9 protein-coding genes are annotated in these 18,752 nt (G+C 59.2%); 7 read left to right on the forward strand and 2 right to left on the reverse strand.

Annotation, left to right across the window (positions count from 1 at the left end; all coding sequences use genetic code 11):
- Positions 1-118: 118 nt before the first annotated feature.
- Both CAY35_RS03285 and CAY35_RS03290 read right to left on the reverse strand, forming a co-directional pair.
- The gene (locus CAY35_RS03285; RefSeq protein ID WP_109303272.1) at positions 119-1,789 is read right to left on the reverse strand and encodes an APC family permease; all 1,671 of its coding nucleotides are present in this window, start codon (positions 1,787-1,789) and stop codon (positions 119-121) included.
- 132 nt (positions 1,790-1,921) lie between these two features.
- Entirely contained in the window at positions 1,922-2,911 is a 990-nt protein-coding gene (locus CAY35_RS03290) for a potassium channel beta subunit family protein (RefSeq protein ID WP_233430929.1), read from the reverse strand.
- A gap of 340 nt (positions 2,912-3,251) precedes the next feature.
- On the opposite strand from CAY35_RS03290, the gene CAY35_RS09565 reads away from it, so the two are divergent.
- The 7 genes from CAY35_RS09565 to CAY35_RS03325 all read left to right on the forward strand — a co-directional run bounded on the left by CAY35_RS09565 (position 3,252) and on the right by CAY35_RS03325 (position 18,452).
- Complete coding sequence (locus CAY35_RS09565; RefSeq protein WP_181377467.1) at positions 3,252-5,072, forward strand: hypothetical protein; 1,821 nt, start codon at positions 3,252-3,254, stop codon at positions 5,070-5,072.
- Positions 5,073-5,159: 87 nt separating this feature from the next.
- Positions 5,160-5,972: an alpha/beta fold hydrolase gene (locus tag CAY35_RS03300; RefSeq protein ID WP_109303273.1), complete on the forward strand. Its 813-nt coding sequence runs from the start codon at positions 5,160-5,162 to the stop codon at positions 5,970-5,972.
- Positions 5,973-6,402: 430 nt separating this feature from the next.
- Positions 6,403-11,400 carry a YPDG domain-containing protein gene (locus tag CAY35_RS03305; RefSeq protein WP_181377468.1) on the forward strand — a complete coding sequence of 1,666 codons (4,998 nt, stop codon included), beginning with the start codon at positions 6,403-6,405 and terminating at the stop codon, positions 11,398-11,400.
- A 415-nt stretch (positions 11,401-11,815) separates the two neighbouring features.
- Positions 11,816-13,660, forward strand: a complete 1,845-nt coding sequence (locus CAY35_RS03310; RefSeq protein WP_109303275.1) for an ABC transporter family substrate-binding protein — start codon at positions 11,816-11,818, stop codon at positions 13,658-13,660.
- A gap of 189 nt (positions 13,661-13,849) precedes the next feature.
- Positions 13,850-15,382: an ABC transporter permease gene (locus tag CAY35_RS03315; RefSeq protein WP_109303276.1), complete on the forward strand. Its 1,533-nt coding sequence runs from the start codon at positions 13,850-13,852 to the stop codon at positions 15,380-15,382.
- An 80-nt stretch (positions 15,383-15,462) separates the two neighbouring features.
- Complete coding sequence (locus CAY35_RS03320) at positions 15,463-16,665, forward strand: ABC transporter permease (RefSeq protein WP_109303277.1); 1,203 nt, start codon at positions 15,463-15,465, stop codon at positions 16,663-16,665.
- Entirely contained in the window at positions 16,662-18,452 is a 1,791-nt protein-coding gene (locus CAY35_RS03325; protein ID WP_445934049.1) for an ABC transporter ATP-binding protein, read from the forward strand. Before CAY35_RS03320 ends, CAY35_RS03325 begins: the two co-directional genes overlap by 4 nt.
- Positions 18,453-18,752: the final 300 nt, after the last annotated feature.

Genomic DNA, 18,752 nt, shown 5'->3' on the forward strand with positions numbered 1-18,752 from the left:
CTGGTGGTTAAACGGCACTGTGGTTAAACGTTAGTGCCCGGCGCTGAAGCGTGTCAGCACCGGGCACTAGCGTATCGGTTGGCCCATCAACCTAGCGGTTAGCCCACCAACCTAGTGGCTATTTCATGGGTTTGGCTGGGTCGGGATCGTCCGGTTCTTGTTCGGCGAGGGTCTCCGCGGCCGCGGCGGTGTGTGGTGCCATGTCGGAGGTGTCTGCGCCTGGCATCGGGACGATCGGGATCGCACCGGTGATGCGCTCGACTTCTTCGTCGATGTGTTCCTGGTCGAGGTACACGTCTTGGTGTTCGCCGAGCATGACGTCGCGGGTTTCTTCCTCGGTGAGCGCTTCGAAGCGGGGGCGGCGCACCAGGAAGAAGATGACGCCGAGCACGAGCCACGCGATGAGCGCGATGAGCGATTCCTTACCGAGTGCACCTGGCGAGAACGGCAGGAACAGAAGCAACAGGAACATGATGGAGATCAAAGCGCCGAGCAGCGCAACCGGGCCGGAGAGCGCCATCCAGAACGGGACGCGTTCCCCGGATGCGCGCAGGAGGGAGCGGTCGCGGTGCATGACCTTGAACGCGCACAGGCACGTGTAGAAGTACGCGATGGTCACACCCACGGAGCTCATGTCCACGACCCAGCTGAGGGCAGCGCGGCCGAACCACGGGGTGATGAGGCACAGCAGAACCACCACGACGAGCGCGACGTGTGGGGTGTGGAAGCGTGGGCTGATCTTTGCGGTGGCTTCCGGCAACATGCGTGCGCGGCCGAGCGAGAGAATGACGCGGGAGGCGGACATCGTGAACCCGTTGAGGCCCGTGAAGATACCCATCGATACGCCGATGACCAGCAGCACCACGCCGAACTGGCCGAGGACGCCGGCGATGACGTCGGCTGGTGCCCACGTGTCGTCGCCGATGTTTTCGATTCCGGGGCCCGCCGACAGCGATACGGCCATGATCATGAGCACGTAGATGGCGACTGCCGCGAAGATCGCGAACAGGATGAGGCCGAGTGCTTTACGTGGCGAGAAGTTGAATTCGCCGGCGACCTGCGGGACGTTATCAAAGCCGATGAACGCCCACGGCGCGATCGCAACGAGTGTGATGATCGCGGCCATAGGCGGGACGTCGGTTGGGAAGGCTGGGCCGAAGCTGAGTTCGTTGCGGCCGGCCAGGGCCACCACGCCGATCACGATGAGCGCGACTGCGATCAGCATGATGATCACGGCGATGAACTGGACGCGGCCTCCGAACTCGGCGCCGCGGATGTTGAGCCAGCCGAACAGGACGAGGCACGCGGAAGCGAAGATGACCTCAGGCAGGTAGACGTCGAATCCGGCGATGGTCCATAGGTGGACTTTCTCCATGATCCCGGGCACTAGGCGTCTGGCTACGAGCGCCATCGCTGATGCGTTGAGCGCGACGATACACAGGTACCCGAGCGTGAGGAACCATCCGACAACGAACGCGTGCCGCCGTCCGAAAGCAACGAGGGCGTACGCCACCTCACCGCCGGTGACGGGGAGGGCTTTGATGACGATGCCGTAGCTCAACGCGATGAGAGCGATGAGGGCGCCGCCGATGGCCATACCGAGTGCGGCACCGACGATACCGCCTTGGTGGAGCCAGTCGACAGGGAGAACGAAAGCACCCCATCCGACTGCTGATCCGACAGCGACAGCAAAAATCCATCCGGGTTTTTGTGTCTTTTTCAGTTCGCCTTCTTGTGGGGCGTTGGCATTCGCTGCTATGGCGGCGCCGCGGTGAGTTTCGCTACTCATCTCAATTCCTCAGCCATGCGTTCTGAGCATGTCTTCTTTGCGGTTACGTATGAAAATGTGATCCACCTTACCTGAGGGGAGGGTGGTTTTCGAGTTACGCGTGGCTTGGGGCTAAGCGAGAATGGCTTGGCACTAGGCGAAGATCTGGTCGAGTTCGGCCTTTGCCTCGTCCGTGAGGGCTGCCTTCGCCTCGAGCGCGCCAAGGTTTTCGTTGAGCTGCTTGACCGAGGTTGCGCCGGTGATGACGGTGGAGACGTTCGGGTTTTTCAGCAGCCATGCGAGCGAAAGCTGAGCCGGGGTCACGCCGAGGTCGGATGCCATTGCGACGAGCTTGCGGACCTGGTCCTTTTGGGTTTCGTTGCCCAGCGCGGCTTCGAGGGTCTTGCCGTAGCGGCCCGCTGCACGGGAGCCTTCAGGGATCTCGTCGAGGTATTTTCCGGTGAGGATGCCGCCAGCAAGTGGGGACCACGTGGTGAGGCCGAGCCCGATGTCGTCGTAGAGGCGAGCGTATTCCTGCTCGACCTTGGTGCGTTCCAGCAGGTTGTACTGCGGCTGTTCCATGTATGGCTTGTGGAGGTGGTGGCGTTCGGCGATCTCGTAGGCGGCGCGGATTTCGTCCGCGGACCATTCGGAGGTGCCCCAGTAGAGTGCCTTGCCGCTGGCGACGATGTCGCTCATGGCCCACACGGTTTCTTCGATGGTGGTTTCTGGGTCTGGGCGGTGGCAGTAGATGAGGTCTACGAAGTCGAGGCCGAGGCGCTCGAGCGAGCCGTCGATGCCCTGCATGAGGTATTTGCGGTTGAGCGTGTTGGTGAGGTTGACCTTGCCGTCGGAAATACCCCAGAACAGCTTGGTGGAGATGATGTATTCGGAGCGGTTCCAGCCGAGTTCTTCGATGGCTTTGCCCATGATGGTTTCGGACTGCCCGCCCGCGTAGACCTCGGCATTGTCGAAGAAGTTGACGCCGGCGTCGGCTGCGGCTTGCATGCATTCTTTTGCGAGGCCGGTGTCGATGGTGTCGCCGAAGGTGACCCAGGAGCCGAAGGAGAGTTCGGATACTTTGAGGCCGGCGCGGCCGAGTCGGTTGTATTCCATGGTGCTGTTCTGCGTGTTCTTCGTCATGTTTTTAGCCTACTCGGTGCAGTGTTGATTGTTCTTTCTGTGTGGCTTCTGGTTGCGTGTTGGGGATCTCAGAAAGAATTTCCGAAATCAGGGAATTCTGAGTAAATCCTTTGTGTTGCTATATGCGGGCCTGCGAAGCAGCAACACTTCTGTCGTTGGAACCTATATATTCCGCCCGCATGAAGGAGTAGAATCTAAGGCGGGTCAGCGTTGGTTCACAGCTGAGGCTCAGCTTTGGTGGTTCTGAGCATGTTGGTGGAACTGGTTTAATCGATTGTTCTGCATTTATTGACGGCCCAGCATTCATAGGTTGCGCGGCTGAAAAGAGGGAGGTAAGAGTATGCGTCAACGTCAACGCGTTCTTTTGCCGTCCTCCAAGCGGTGGGTTGCAGGTTCCGCCGCGCTCGCGTTGTCTGCTGGTGTGGCTTTCGCGCCGTCGTGGGGTTCGGATGCTGCACACGCGGGCCAGGCTTCGGGGTCTGCGCTTGCTGCGCCGTTTAACAAGGATGTTAATAACGATGCGGTTGCCCAGGACAGTCCGGACCGTGACAGCTCCGTAGCCCCGTCGGTATCGGGCCCGGTTTTCACTCCGATCTCTGTTGACGGGATGGACGCTGATTCCGCGTATGTTGCGGGCTTGTTTAATGCTGCTCGCTGGTCGGAGCAGGCCGCTCATGTTTCCTCAGATTGGGCTTCGCTGCCGCGGTGGGATAAGCGTGTCCAGGGCTCGTTTATCGGGGTTGTGAAGCAGAAGGCTCGTGGCGGTTCTGAGGGCGATGCGTCCGATGGTGGTTTGGCGCCGGCCGCGGGCGTCACGGTGATTGGTGCGTACGTCAATGACTGGGTTGCGCACGGCATGGATCGTTTCATGCTGTTGAATCCGGGTGTTGGTCGTGATGCGGCCTTGGCTGAACAGGTGCGGTTGCTCAAAGAGTATGAGCAGCTGACGGGGAAGTCGGGGATCGCTGAGACGAAGATGACGCTCACGGACAGCAAGGGCCAGTATGTTTTGGCTTTTGACGGCACGTTTAATAAAGGGCTGCTTGAGGATCGGCTGCATGGCGAGCTTGCCTCGGATGCTTCCGATGGTTGTTTCACGAGTGCGTTGGGCAATTCTTTGTGCAAGCCGGGGGAACGCCGTAAGCACGTGAACTTCAAGTACTCGATGCTGTATATCGGCCATGCGCCGGATACGGAGCTTGGTTGGGCTAGCCCGGCATTGTTGCCTCAGTTTGATATCCCGAGTAGTGGGGGATTGCCGATTGCGTGGGGCGCGTTCGGTTCGTATGTTGTGAACTTCACGCTGCCACCGGTTTCGGAGCCGGAACCTGAGCCAACGCCAGAACCGACGCCTGAACCAACCGAGGAACCTACCCCGGAACCTACTCCTGAGCCGACGCCGGAGCCGGGCGAGGAACGGACACCTGAGCCGAGCCAGGAACCAACCACTGAGCCGACCCAGGAACCCAGCCCGGAACCAACTCCGGAACCGACACTTGAACCAAGCACGGCCCCGACCCAGCGGCCTGGCCCTGCGCCGACGCCTGAGCCGATCCCGGAGCCTACGCAGGAACCTACTCCGGTGCCGCTTCCTCCGGTGGAGTCGAACCTTCCAGAAGATCCGGCTCCGACGGCTGTGCCGTCGCCGGTGCCTGTTCCGCAACCGACATCTGTTCCGGAACCAGCGCCGGCACCTACCCGGGCGCCGGTCCCTACTGCGGTGCCGCTTCCATCGGCTGAGCCGGACCCTTCGGTGGCCCCGTCCGCTGATCCGAGCCTGCCGGCGGTGATTGATGTGGAGCCGAGCGATGCTGTGCCTGTTCCTTCGAATGAGTCGCATGTAGCCGCTGACCTAGGAACTTCTAACCCGCTAGCCCCTGCCGCACCAGCACCTGCCCCGGAAGTCACGGATGACGCCGCGGACGATGCCGCAGAAGAGGACGATGCCTCGGAGGGCGACGATGCCCTGCCGGGCTCGTTAGCGCCGTTGGCGAAGGTGACTCCGCAGGGTGATATCCGTTCGGAGGCTCAGGGTCCGCAGGAGTCTGTGGGTATTCCGTGGGTTCATCGTGGTACCCAGGCCGCGGGTGTGATTGTGGCGGCCGCTGGTGTTGCGGTGCTTGGCGGTGTGGGCATTTTCGTGTTCCGCCGCGGCTTATAGCCCGCGCTGGTGCCGCTAGGCGGCTTCCCGGCCCACTCGCCTCATTCGCTGGCGCTCTGCGTATGCATGCCTGGTTAGGCTGGTCTCATGGCTGATTCTGTGGTGCTTGATGCGAACCTTCCTGTGCAGGTTGTGGGGGAGGGGCCTGTCCCGCTCGTGTTTTTGCATGGTTTGATGGGGCGCGGCCGTAATTTTGTGTCGGTGGCGCGGGCGTTGTCTTCGGTGGCGACGTCGTATCTGGTGGATCTCCCGAACCATGGAGCGGCCGCGTGGACGGATGAGTTCTCGTACGACCAGATGGCGGATTCGGTGGTCGCGACTATGAAAGCTCGTGGCGTGGATTCTGCTGTGGTGGTGGGGCATTCGATGGGTGGCAAGGTTGCGATGAAGGTCGCCCTGCGCCACGGGGATTTTGTGCGTGCTCTGGCGGTGATTGATATTTCGCCGCGGCCTGCCGATTATGAGGCGCAAGATGCGCCGTTCAAGCACCTTTTGGACAGTGTGCTGTCACTTGATCTGAATGGTCTGGAATCTCGCAAGGATGCTGATGCGGCTCTGGCTTCCGAGGTGGAGGAGCCGGGCGTGAGAGCTTTCTTGTTGCAGAACCTGCAGCGTGAGGGTGATGGCTGGTCGTGGCAGCCGAATGTGGCGAGCTTCCGTTCGTGGCTGGGGAAGATTGGTGACTTCCCGAGCTCAAGCGATGATGTTCCGTATGGAGGCCCGGTGGTGTGGGTCGGTGGCGCAGATTCGGTTTACATCAGCGACGCCGATGTGCCGGTCATGAAGGAGCTGTTCCCTGCGGTGCGCAAGGTCATGGTCAAGGGTGCGGGGCACTGGGTGCATGCGGACCAGCCGGAGATCGTGATTCAGATCTTGGGCTGTGTTGTGCAGGGTGCGTGACGTCTATCTCGTGAAGTTGAAGTCTGAAGTTGCTATTTCTCAAGTGCTTTTATTTCAACTATCCGCTATGTGAGACGACTACCGTCCGAGGTGTCGGACCCGTCTGACAGTCCGAAGGGTCGGAGCGTCTTAGTTTTCGCGGATTTGCGCCACTTCTAAGGCGCGAAGTTGGGTGACGGTGGTGAATGTTTGGTGAAGTCTCGCAATTTATCAAACGTACATGTGTAATCCTGCTTCCTGTGAAGCTACTATGAGTAGTAATGGCTTCGGCTGAGCTATGCCCTGTCCGATCTGCCAAAAGTATCGACATAGTTTTGTTGCGGTGGGTTCCGCGACGCGACGTGTGGATATGTCCCGTACCTCACGGGTGGGTGGGCGAATGCATGCTCTGCGATGGCCTGGAGTAGATACAAGAGAGGATCTCCAACTCATGACCGAGAATAAGTCTCGCGGCATCTTTGGGCGTAGTGCGTTGCGCGCTGGTGCAGCTGGTCTGACCCTCGCGCTCGCGGCTTCGCTTGCGCCTGGTTTTATCAGCTGGAGCAACCCTGCCCCTGCGGCCGCTGCGCAAGACCCAATCGACTCCCCGGGTGACTGGCTGGGAAAGAAGACCGTTAACGGTAAGGTCTTCCTTGACCGAGACGCCAACGTTGCCTCGGCTCAGAACGTTGATGAGCCACTTGCCGGTGTCAAGGTCTACGCTCAGTGGATCGATTACAACAACAAGAAGCAGCGTGGCGCCGTATCGCCCGTCTACACCACCCAGACCAAGGCTGATGGTACGTACACCATTAGTCTGCCGGACTGGACCGATGCGCTGGGGACTGTCCACAAGTGGGAAGCGACTGCTGGGCAGAAGCTCCGCATTTGGGCTGACAACCCGGACCCGAAGAACCTCCAGCTTGCGTTCGTTGAGGGTGACTCGGTGTTCGGTGGCCAGGGTGACCGTTACCTCGGTACGTGGAACGGTACGGTCGGAATCCAGCTCGCTGAGAACTACAACATCGCGTATCACGAACGTGATGTTGTCGAGGGTGGCCAGGATTGGCTGTACCTGCCTGAAGATAAGTCCACCACCGGTGAAGCTCACACAGGTGAAGGTTGGGTTCAGGGTCGGGTCTACTACGACCAGCGCGGTACCTTCGGTAACGATGTCTGGGATGGTCAGTATGAGAAGCGCTACGGCGATGTCGCTGTCCCTAAGGTGAAGATTCGCGGCTCCTATGTCCAGGATGAGGTCGCGCGTCGTTTCGATCAGTGGAAGAAAGACAATAAGGGCTACACTACTGAGGCCTTCCGTGCAGCGCAGAAGCAGATCATGGCCGAATACGAGGCCGAGACCGGCAAGAGCGCTATCGCCGAAACCGTCATCACCGAAACGGATAACGAAGGCAAATATCAGCTCCAGTTCAAGGGGCTGTATGGCGACGCCTACGACTTCAAGGGCATTGTTCCTGCTGATAAGTTCGGTGAACTTGCCGGCAGCTCCACCGAAGGTAGCTGGCTCGCTGGCAACACGCGGTCGAAGCACATCAACCAGGACTACATGTATGTCTCGCCGGTTCTTCCAGAGGGCGTTGACGCGAACATGGACTCTGTACAGAGCGCGATGTTCCAAGATGTGACTCGTGCCTCGATGGTGCACACGGTCACAGACGGTGGGCCTCGTTCGAACTACGTGAATAGCCTCGACTTCCAGTTGCGTCAGACTTCACGCGGCTTCGATGTCACGCCGTACAACACGACCGATAACCCGGCGGCTCCTGGTGACACCGCAAAGACTGATACGTTCGGTCTGATCCCGAACACTGGTCACGTGATCGTTTGGACTGACAGCGAGGGCAAGGAAGTTCACCGTTGCGAGGCGAACTCCGACAACCTCGGTGTGATTCCTTCGTGTGATTTCCAGGTTCCGGAAGACCTCGCTAAGGACACCCTGTACACCGCCACGGTATACAACGCGGCTAACGAGAAAACGCCTCTCATGGCTGACTCCTTCCTGGCCTACGTCGCTCCTGAATACAAGGAGACCGAGGTCAAGGTTGGCGAAGAGGCCACGGCTGAGCGCCCGGTCAACAAGAACGGCACCGCTGTTCCTGACTCCGCTAAGTTCGCTGCAGCAACCGCAGAGGACGTCAAGAACGCTCCTGAGTTCCAGAAGGCCGGCCTTCCGGAAGGTGTCGCTCCGCAGGACTGGGTCACCGTAAACGCTGATGGCACGCTGACCATCAAGCCGGGTGCCGACGTTAAGCCAGGTACGTACAACGTTCCGGTTAAGGTCACCTACGAAGATGGCACCACCAAGGTCATCAACGCACCTATCAAGGTCGTTGACGAGACCAAGCAGAGCGACGAGTTCGAGCCTGCTTACGAGGACAAGCTGGTTGTTCCTGGTGAGGAAACCAAGTCGTCCCCGACCTTCACTGACAAGGACGGTAAGGAAACCCAGGCTCCTGAGGGTTCAAAGTTCTCGATCCCTGAGGACTTCAAGGCTCCTGAAGGCTACGAAGTCAAGATTGACGAGAACACCGGTGAGATCACCGTTACGTTCCCTGATAAGTCGAAGCTGAACAAGGACACCGTTGAGGAGTTCGATGTTCCTGTCACAGTGACCTACCCTGACGGCAGCACGGACAAGACGGACGCTAACTTCAAGCTGGACACTGACGGCGACGGCGATCCTGACGTCACGGATCCGGACGATGACGGTGACGGCATCCCGGACGAGGAAGACCAGAACCCGAAGGTTCCTGACCAGAACACGATCTACGAGCCTGCGTACGAGGACAAGCTGGTTGTTCCTGGTGAGGAAACCAAGTCGTCCCCATCCTTCACTGACAAGGACGGTAAGGACACCACGGCTCCTGAGGGTTCGAAGTTCTCGATCCCTGAGGACTTCGAGGCTCCTGAAGGCTACGTCGTTGAGATTGACGAGAACACCGGTGAGATCACGGTTACGTTCCCTGATAAGTCGAAGCTGAACAAGGACACCGTTGAGGAGTTCGATGTTCCTGTCACGGTGACCTACCCGGATGGCACCAAGGATGAGGCTCCAGCTAAGTTCAAGCTGGACACCGACGGTGACGGCGATCCTGACGTCACGGATCCGGACGATGACGGTGACGGCATCCCGGACGAGGAAGACCAGAACCCGAAGGTTCCTGACCAGAACACGATCTACGAGCCTGGTTACGAGGATGGTTCGGGTAAGCCAGGCGATGAGGTCAAGATCGACGAGCCTACCTTCAAGGACAAGGACGGCAACGATGTCACGCCTCCTGAGGGTACGACCTTCGGTCCTGGTGAAAACGCTCCTGATGGTGTGACCATCGACGAGAACACTGGTGAGATCACCGTTACCATCCCTGAGGATGCTAAGCCTGGTGACAAGATCACGGTTCCTGTCGAGGTGACCTACCCAGATGGTTCGAAGAACAACGTTGACGTGACTGTCACCGTTGAAGAACCTGACGCTCCTGATACCAAGCAGAACGAAGAGTTCGAGCCTGGTTACGAGGATGGTTCGGGTAAGCCAGGCGATGAGGTCAAGATCGACGAGCCTACCTTCAAGGACAAGGACGGCAACGATGTCACGCCTCCTGAGGGTACGACCTTCGGTCCTGGTGAGGACGCTCCTGATGGTGTGACCGTCGACGAGAACACTGGTGAGATCACCGTTACCATCCCTGAGGATGCTAAGCCTGGTGACAAGATCACGGTTCCTGTCGAGGTGACCTACCCAGATGGTTCGAAGGACAACGTTGACGTGACTGTCACCGTTGAAGAACCAGACGCTCCTGATACCAAGCAGAACGAAGAGTTCGAGCCTGGTTACGAGGATGGTTCGGGTAAGCCTGGCAGCGACGTCAAGATCGACGAGCCTACCTTCAAGGACAAGGACGGCAAACCAGCTACGCCGGCTGAGGGCACGACCTTCGGTCCTGGCGATAACGCTCCTGATGGTGTGAAGATCGACCCGAACACTGGTGAGATCACCGTTACCATCCCTGAGGATGCTAAGCCTGGTGACAAGATCACGGTTCCTGTCGAGGTGACCTACCCGGATGGTTCGAAGGACAACGTTGACGTGACCGTCACCGTAAACGAACCTGACGCCAAGGAGACCGACGCTGACAACCACACGCCTGGTTACGAGGACGGTTCGGGTAAGCCGGGCGAGGACGTCAAGATCGACAAGCCTGAGTTCAAGGACAAGGACGGCAAGGTCACCACGCCGCCTGAGGGCACCACGTTCGGTCCTGGCGAAGGTGCGCCTGACGGTGTGAAGATCGACGAGAACACCGGTGAAATCACCGTTACCATCCCTGAGGATGCTAAGCCTGGTGACAAGATCACCGTTCCAGTCGAGGTGACCTACCCAGATGGTTCGAAGGACAAGGTCGACGTCACCGTCACGGTTGAAGAACCTGACACTCCAGAGGCTGAGAAGCCAGACTGGAAGGACGACAAGGGTAAGCCAGGTGACAAGGTCGAGATCCCGAACACCGGTGGTCCTGTCCCTGACGGCTCCACCGTTGAGACGGAAGGTCCAGGCACGGCTGAAATCGATGAGGACGGCAACCTGATCGTTGACATCGATAAGGACGCCAAGCCAGGCGACAAGATCGTCGTTATCGTCAAGGACAAGGACGGCAACGAGATCGACCGTGTAGTCGTCGAGGTTGAGAAGCCTGACACTCCAGAGGCTGAGAAGCCTGATTGGAAGGACGATAAGGGTCAGCCAGGCGATAAGGTCGAGATCCCGAACGAGGGTGGCCCAGTCCCTGACGGCTCCACCGTTGAGACGGAAGGCCCAGGCACGGCTGAGATCGATGAGGACGGCAACCTGATTGTCGACATCGATAAGGACGCCAAGCCTGGTGACAAGGTCGTGGTTGTTGTCAAGGATAAGGACGGCAACGAGATCGACCGCGTAGTTGTCGAGGTTGAGAAGCCTGCTGACGATGGCAAGGGCAAGGACTCGGATAAGTACCAGCCTGAATACCCTGACACCAACGTCAAGCCTGGTGACAAGGTTGAGATCCCGCTGAAGCCGGGCAAGCTGCCTAAGGGCACCACGTGCGAGATTGACATGAGCACTGTTCCAGCTGGCTGGAACGTGTCCATGGGCAAGAACTGCACCCTGATCGTGGTTCCTGGTAAGGACGCTAAGCCAGGCGACATTGGCAACATCGAGGTGGACTTCACCTACCCTGATGGCAGCAAGGACACCGCGACCGCGCGTGTCACGGTTGCTCAGCCAGACGCGCCAGCTCCAGCTCCGGCTCCGGAAACCCCAGGTAATGGTGGTGACCTTGCCCGTACCGGTGCTCAGGTTGCAGGTGTCGCTGGTATCGCTGCTGCGATGATCGCTGCAGGCTTCGGTCTGGCGTTCATGCGCCGCCGCCGTGCAGGCGAAGAAAACTAGATCGCCTAACGGGTAACCAGCCGGCATAACCCAGTAGGGGTGAGACCAGTGATGGTCTCACCCCTACTGCGTTTAACAAACGCTCGGACAAAAGACGGCCTAACAACGACACCCTGCTGCCTAACAGCAAAACCCTGTCGATAGGACGCTCGAGCTAAACCAACACGACACGTCCGAAACCCCGGGCACCAGCCACGCCCCGCAACCCAGAAACAGCCCCGAGAACTAGCACAACCCGGCCATGAACGCATCATCTGAGATTAACCGTGTCGAGTTTGAAAGTTCACCTTGATATTCGCTGTGAAAAAGTGTTGTATATTACTGAGCACGTGATCTAGCTAACATTGATCATGAATTCTCACTCTAACCGGCACCGCCGAGTTGAATGCACCATTTGAGAACGACAGGAGTGGACATGCGTCTGAAGCGTATCTCCATGGCAGTTGCCGCAACCGCAGCTGCATCTTTGGCCCTCACAGCTTGCTCCCCAGGGGGCGGCAGTGACAAGAAGGACAACGGCGACAACAAGAAGGGTAGCGACAGCCAGTCTGTCGGCGATGCCAAGCAGTTCGAAGGCTCGGGCCGTTTTGAACTCAGCGGCGTAGAGACCCAGAAGAAGGAAATCAAGCTCACCGTAGGCTCCGTCGAATACGGCGGCTACAACGGCATCACTCCGGACACCTACTCCACCTACACCTCCGCTGTTGCTGGCACCTACATGCCAGGCTTCTACTACTACGGCACCGACGGCAAGATCTACCAGAACAAGGACATGGGCTCCTACAAGCTCATCTCCGAAGACCCAATGAAGGTCGAATACACCATCCACGAGGATGCTGTCTGGTCTGACGGAACGCCAATCACCGTAGCTGACGCAATCTCCGCATGGGGCACGCAGTCCACCATGTCCTCCCCAGACGCTGAAAAGGACGAGGACGGCAACGCTGCACCACTCTTCAACAACGTCTCCAACGACCTCGTAGAACAGGTTCCAGACGGCCCACAGGGTGACCCAGAAGGTAAGACATTCACCGTCACCTTCAAGGAACCAAACCCAGACTGGCAGTTGCAGAGCTGGCTCGACTTCCCAGCGCACGTCATCGCTAAGAACGGTGGCTTGTCCAAGGAAGAGTACATCAAGGCTCTCCAGGACCAGGACGCCAAGAAGCTTGAGAAGGCTGCGAAGTTCTGGAACACCGGCTGGAACCGCGGCCCAGGCAAGCTCCCAGAAGAAGCTGACAACGTCTCGGGTGGCCCATACATCCTCGACTCGTGGCAGCAGGGCGAATCCGTCACCGTCAAGGCGAACCCTAAGTACTGGGGCGAGAAGCCAGGCGTTGAGAAGATCACCTTCCGCTTCATGGACGACTCCGCAATGGTTCAGGGTCTGAAGAACGCTGACGTTCAGGTCATCGCGCCACAGACCACCCCGGACATCGCAGACCAGCTCCACGGCCTCGAAAAGGAAAACCAGGCCAAGCTCTACTCGGGTAACCAGCTCACCTGGGAACACCTCGACTTCAACTTCCGCAAGGGCAACCTGATGGCTGACGACGTCGAGATCCGCAAGGCATTCGCCATGTGTGTCCCACGTCAGGAAATCGTTGACAAGCTGATCAAGTCCGTCAACCCAGACGCTCAGGTTCTCAACGCACGTGAGATCTTCAGCGACGACGAGAACTACCAGGCGGTCCTCGACGAAGCATACGGCGGCGAATACGACGAAGTAGACATCGAAGGCGCCAAGAAGATCCTGAAGGACAAGGGCAAGGAAGGCGCAACCGTCCGCATCGGTTACGCGGCACCAAACCCACGCCGTAGCCAGGAAGTCCAGCTCATCAAGAACTCCTGTGAGAAGGCCGGCTTCAAGATCGAAGACGTCTCCTCCAAGGACTTCTTCGACCCGGGCGGCACCCTGGACACCGGTAAGTACGAAGTAGCACTCTTCGCATGGGCAGGCTCCGGCCAGAAGACCTCCGGCTGGAACATCTACCACTCGAAGGGCGCCCAGAACTACGGTAAGTTCAAGAACGCTGACGTCGACGCCGCATTCGACAAGATGAAGCGCGCAATGAGCGACGAAGACCACCTCGCAGCAGTCAAGGAAGCTGAGAAGGCTCTCTGGGAGAACCTCTACGGCATCCCAGTGTTCCAGCACCCAGCAATGGAAGCGGCAGATCCAAACCTCGCTAACATTGCACACACCGTGACCCAGTCCGGTATCACCTGGAACATCGACCAGTGGCAGTACGTCAAGTAAGCCACTCTGCTCGATAACTGAATCGCAACACGTTGCGCCCGCCAATAACTCAAGAAAGATCTGAGCACACGCTCATCACTTGAGTGGCGCAACGCAGCCACGGAAAGCGGGTCCGGAGTCAAACGACTCCGGGCCCGCTTACCGAAGCGCTATCCCATCACTTCGCACGAAACCGAAAGGTCTTCGACCGTGCTGACATTCATCCTCCGGCGTCTGGGCATCTCAGTCCTCATCCTGCTGCTAGCCACCTTCGTGGTCTACTCCCTGATCCAATTCTCAGGCGACCCGCTAGCAGGCATGCGAGAACTCGCATCCGATCCAAAGGTTCGCGTGGCCATGGAAGCCCGCATCAGAAACCTCCAGCTCGACACCCCATGGGGCCTGCGATACCTGGACTGGCTCAAAGGCACAGCAGGCTGCCTCATCGGCCAATGTGACCTCGGCCTAGACGTCAACGGAAACCAAGTCGGCGCACGCCTCGCCGCTGCAGCAGACTCGACCCTGCGACTCGTGACCCTCTCCGTGATCCTCGCGATCGTCATCGGCATCGGCATCGGTGTTCTGACCGCAGTCCGTCAGTACTCCGACCTCGACTACATCGTCACTTTCCTCGCTTTCGTGTTCTTCTCCCTGCCAGTGTTCTGGGCGGCAGTCCTGCTCAAGGAATACGCGGCGATCAACTACAACAACTGGATCGCCGACCCCGGCTTCACAACGACGCAAGTGATCCTCACAGCGCTCGTCGCCGGCTTCGTGATCCAGCTATTCATGGGTGGATCCTGGAAACGCCGCCTCTTCAGCTTCCTCGCAACCGCCGTCATCGTCGGCGTCGCGATGGTCGTCTTCACCGCACAAGACTTCTGGCGCTACCCATCGCTCCCGCCGTGGGTCATCGCGCTCATCGTGATCGGCGTCGCCGTCTTCGCGACCTCGACCGCCGTCGGCATCAAAAACAAGGAAGGCCACCGCCACGTCCTGCTGCCAGCACTCATCTGTGCAGTACTCGTCATGGTCGTGTTCTACGCCGGCTACAACATCTTCCTCGAACCAACCGTGCTGATCCTCGCGATCGGCCTCGTACTCGCCATCGCAGTACCATGGCTGCTCGGCTTCGTCCTTGGCGGACGCCTCCGCGTCCAAGCGATCAGCGCATCGCTCGCAACCGTCGGCGTAGGTGTGGCACTCACCATGGTCTGGCACATCTTCAACGCATGGCCAGACTTCCTCGACGCCAAGCCACGCCCGATCTCCACAATCGGCTCACAGACGCCAAACTTCGAAGGCGGCTTCTGGCTGCAAACCCTCGACCGCGGATCGCAGATTCTCCTGCCAACCATCCTGCTGACCGTCGTTTCCGTCGCGTCCTACTCGCGCTACACCCGCGCAACCATGATGGAAATCAACTCGCAGGACTACATCCGCACCGCACGCGCTAAAGGCCTCCCAGAGCGCACCGTGATCTTGCGCCACGCATTCCGCAACGCGCTCATCCCTATCGTGACCATCGTCGTGATGGACTTCGCCGCCCTGATCGGTGGCGCGATCATCACCGAGCAAGTCTTCGGTTGGAAGGGTATGGGTGAACTCTTCCAGACCGGCCTCAACAACGTTGACCCTAACCCCGTCATGGCTTTCGTGGTTGTCACAGGCGGTATCGCCGTCCTCTTCAACCTCCTGGCTGACGTGATCTACGCCCTCATCGACCCGAGGATCCGAGTATGACAACCCCGTGTAACGCACACCGCCCAGCGGATGCCCACGTAGCACGTCACTACCGGACCCACACGGAAAGGGGATAGGACATGACTCAGAACACCCCAGAAAACAAGAGCAACAAAACCATCGAAGCCTCAACAGACCAACGCGTCTCGATCTCCGCGATCGAAGACGCCAAGCTCGCGAGCAAAGACACCAAATCCCTCTCACAGGGGCAGCTCGTCTTCCGTCGCTTCGTACGCCACAAGCCAGCGATGATCTCCGCCTTCGTTCTGGCGCTCATCATCGTCGTCTCCATCACCTCGATCGGCATCTCAGCATTCGGAATCACGATCCCAGGCTGGTGGCGCTTCGACTACATCGAACAAGGCGATATTGTCGACGGCGGCGCGCCATCGTCAACCCACTGGTTCGGGCAAGACGCACTCGGCGTTGACTACTTCGCACTCGTGATGCGCGGAACCCAGGTCTCGCTCATCATCGCGGTCCTCGTCGGCGTCGTCTCAACCGCTCTCGGAACCCTCCTCGGCGCAATCTCCGGTTACTTCCGCGGATTCATCGACGGTCTCATCATGCGTATCGCGGACATCTTCTTCGTTGTCCCGCTGCTGCTGATCGCCGCGATCGTCGGCCGCATCGCAGGATCCGCAGTGAACTCCCCATGGTTCCTCGGCCTCCTGCTCGGCACCGTGTCCTGGGCAGGCCTCTCACGTCTGGTCCGCTCCCAGGTGCTCTCACTGCGCGAACGCGAATTCATCGACGCGGCCCGCGCCATGGGTGCCTCGACCAACCGCATCGTGATGAAGCACCTCATCCCGAACACCATCGGCACCATCCTCGTCAACGCGACCCTCGCGATCGCTGCGGCCGTGTTGCTCGAAACCTCGCTGTCCTACCTCGGGTACGGTGTGCGCCCACCACAGTCCTCGCTGGGTCTGCTCATCTCGACCTACCAGAACTCGTTCACGACCCGCCCATGGCTGTTCTGGTGGCCAGGTCTCATGATCCTCACGATCGCCCTGACCATCAACTTCATCGGTGACGGCCTCCGCGACGCATTCGACCCACGCCAGGGTGCAGGCCGCCGCAAGCGTTCCCTGTGGTCCTTCATCTTCCCAGGCAGCGCAAACCGCCGCGGCGCTTGGGAAGCAGAAACCGCAACCGCAGGCGCAACCGACAAGGAAACCGTCGATGAGGTCTCCGCTGTCCCGATCGCACAGGAGCCTGACCAAGGAACCCCAACCGTGGACGACATCAAGCCAGAGACCCCAGAAGGAGACAAAAAGTGAGCAAGCACGCGGATCCAAACAAGCCCGTGGACAACACTGACGTCTCCGGAACGCCAGCACACGCTAGCGCAACGGCCACGGACACGACCAAAACAGTGACGTCGCCAAGCAAGCACGAAGTCGTCTTGTCATTCGATAACCTCAAAGTTGACTTCGTTACCACCGAATCCCACGTCAAAGCCGTCAAAGGCGTAACGCTCGATGTACGCCGTGGCGAAGTGCTCGCGCTCGTGGGTGAATCCGGCTCCGGTAAATCCGTGACCAGCCTCTCCGCGATGGGCCTGCTCGCAGACACCGCAGAGATCCAAGGCAAGGTGCACGTCGCCGGAACCCAGGTCATCGGCCTGCCAAGCGAAAAGATGCGCCGCATGCGCGCAACCAAAGTCGCGATGGTCTTCCAGGAACCAATGACCGCGCTCAACCCCGTGTTGACAATCGAAAAACAGCTCACCGAAGCGATGGAAGTACACCACGTCGCATACGGCCAAGCTGCCCGCGAAAAAGCGATCGAACTGCTCGACCGCGTAGGTATCCCAGATGCCGCCAAGCGCATCAACCAGTACCCGCACCAGTTCTCGGGCGGTCAGCGTCAGCGCATCGTCATCGCGATGGCGCTCGCGTGCGACCCGGAAGTCATCATCGCTGACGAGCCGACCACCGCACTCGACGTGACCGTTCAGGCAGAGGTCCTCGACCTGTTGCGTGAACTCAAAGACACCCTCGACGTCGCGATCCTGCTCATCACCCACAACATGGGTGTCGTCGCAGACCTCGCAGACCGCGTCGCAGTCATGTTCATGGGTGAACTCGTCGAACAAGGCGAAGCGCGTTCACTGCTGACGAACCCGCAACACCCATACACGCAGCGCCTCCTCGCCGCAGTTCCACGTCTCGAAGACGTCAACATCGACAGCACCGACCTCGGCGACGAAATCGCTCAAGTCACGGCCCGCATCGAACAAGAACGCGCCAACGACGAAGTTGTGGTCTCCGTGCGCGACGTTGCCGTCGAGTACAAAGTGCGCCGCGGCAAGTTCCGCGCCGTTGAAGGCGCCAACTTCAACGTCTCCAAAGGCCGCACCACAGCGCTCGTGGGGGAGTCCGGCTCCGGTAAATCCACCCTCGCGAAAGCCGTGCTTGGCCTCTTGCCGATCGCTGAAGGCGAGCTCCACATCGAAGGCAAGGACCTCACCAAGCTACGTGGCCGCGAAGCCAAGGCGATGCGTAAGAAGATGGGCGTCATATTCCAGGACCCAGCGGCATCGCTGGACCCACGCTTCCCGATCGGCGAATGCATCACCGAACCGATGGTTGTGCACAAGGTAGGGGACAAGAAGTCACGCATCGAGCGGGCTAAAACCCTGCTCGACGCCGTCAAGCTTCCTTCCGACGTCATCAACCGCTACCCGCACGAGCTCTCCGGTGGTCAGAAGCAGCGCGTCGGCATCGCACGCGCACTGTCGCTGGACCCAACCCTGCTCATCGCAGACGAACCGACCTCCGCGCTCGACGTGTCGGTTCAGGCCGTGGTTCTGGAAATGCTGACCGAACTGCAGAAAGAGTTCGGGTTCGCATGCCTGTTCGTCTCCCACGACCTCGCAGTCGTTGACCACCTCGCCGACGACGTCGTTGTGATGCGCTCCGGTAAGGTCGTCGAACAAGGCCCAGCGGACCTCGTGCTGCACTACCCACGCGAAGAATACACGCGTGAACTGCTCGCAGCCGCTCCAGTTCCGGACCCAGACCTGCAGGCGGAACGCCGCCGTGCACGTTTGAAACTCGGCTAATCGAAATCTCGGACTAAAGAAAATTCAAGAAAAATAGGCGCGGTTCCCAGCGTTCACAAGGCTCATTCAACCCAGGAATAAGCCCCAGAACAGGGGCCGCGCCTATTAGTTACCTCACACCGGAGCTCCTAAGTCGAACCTGTTCGGTTGGCTCACATACACTTCCTCCCTATAAGATGAGTGAACACGGCCATAGAATTGTGGCCGACACAACTCGTCATTAACACGCGCCTCAGAGGCAGGCTGAACCAAAGGCTTGTGTCCTGAAGCCATTCATTTCGGAGGTATACGTGAAGAATG

This window comes from Pseudoglutamicibacter cumminsii (assembly GCF_003143995.1).
Classification (GTDB): domain Bacteria; phylum Actinomycetota; class Actinomycetes; order Actinomycetales; family Micrococcaceae; genus Pseudoglutamicibacter; species Pseudoglutamicibacter cumminsii_B.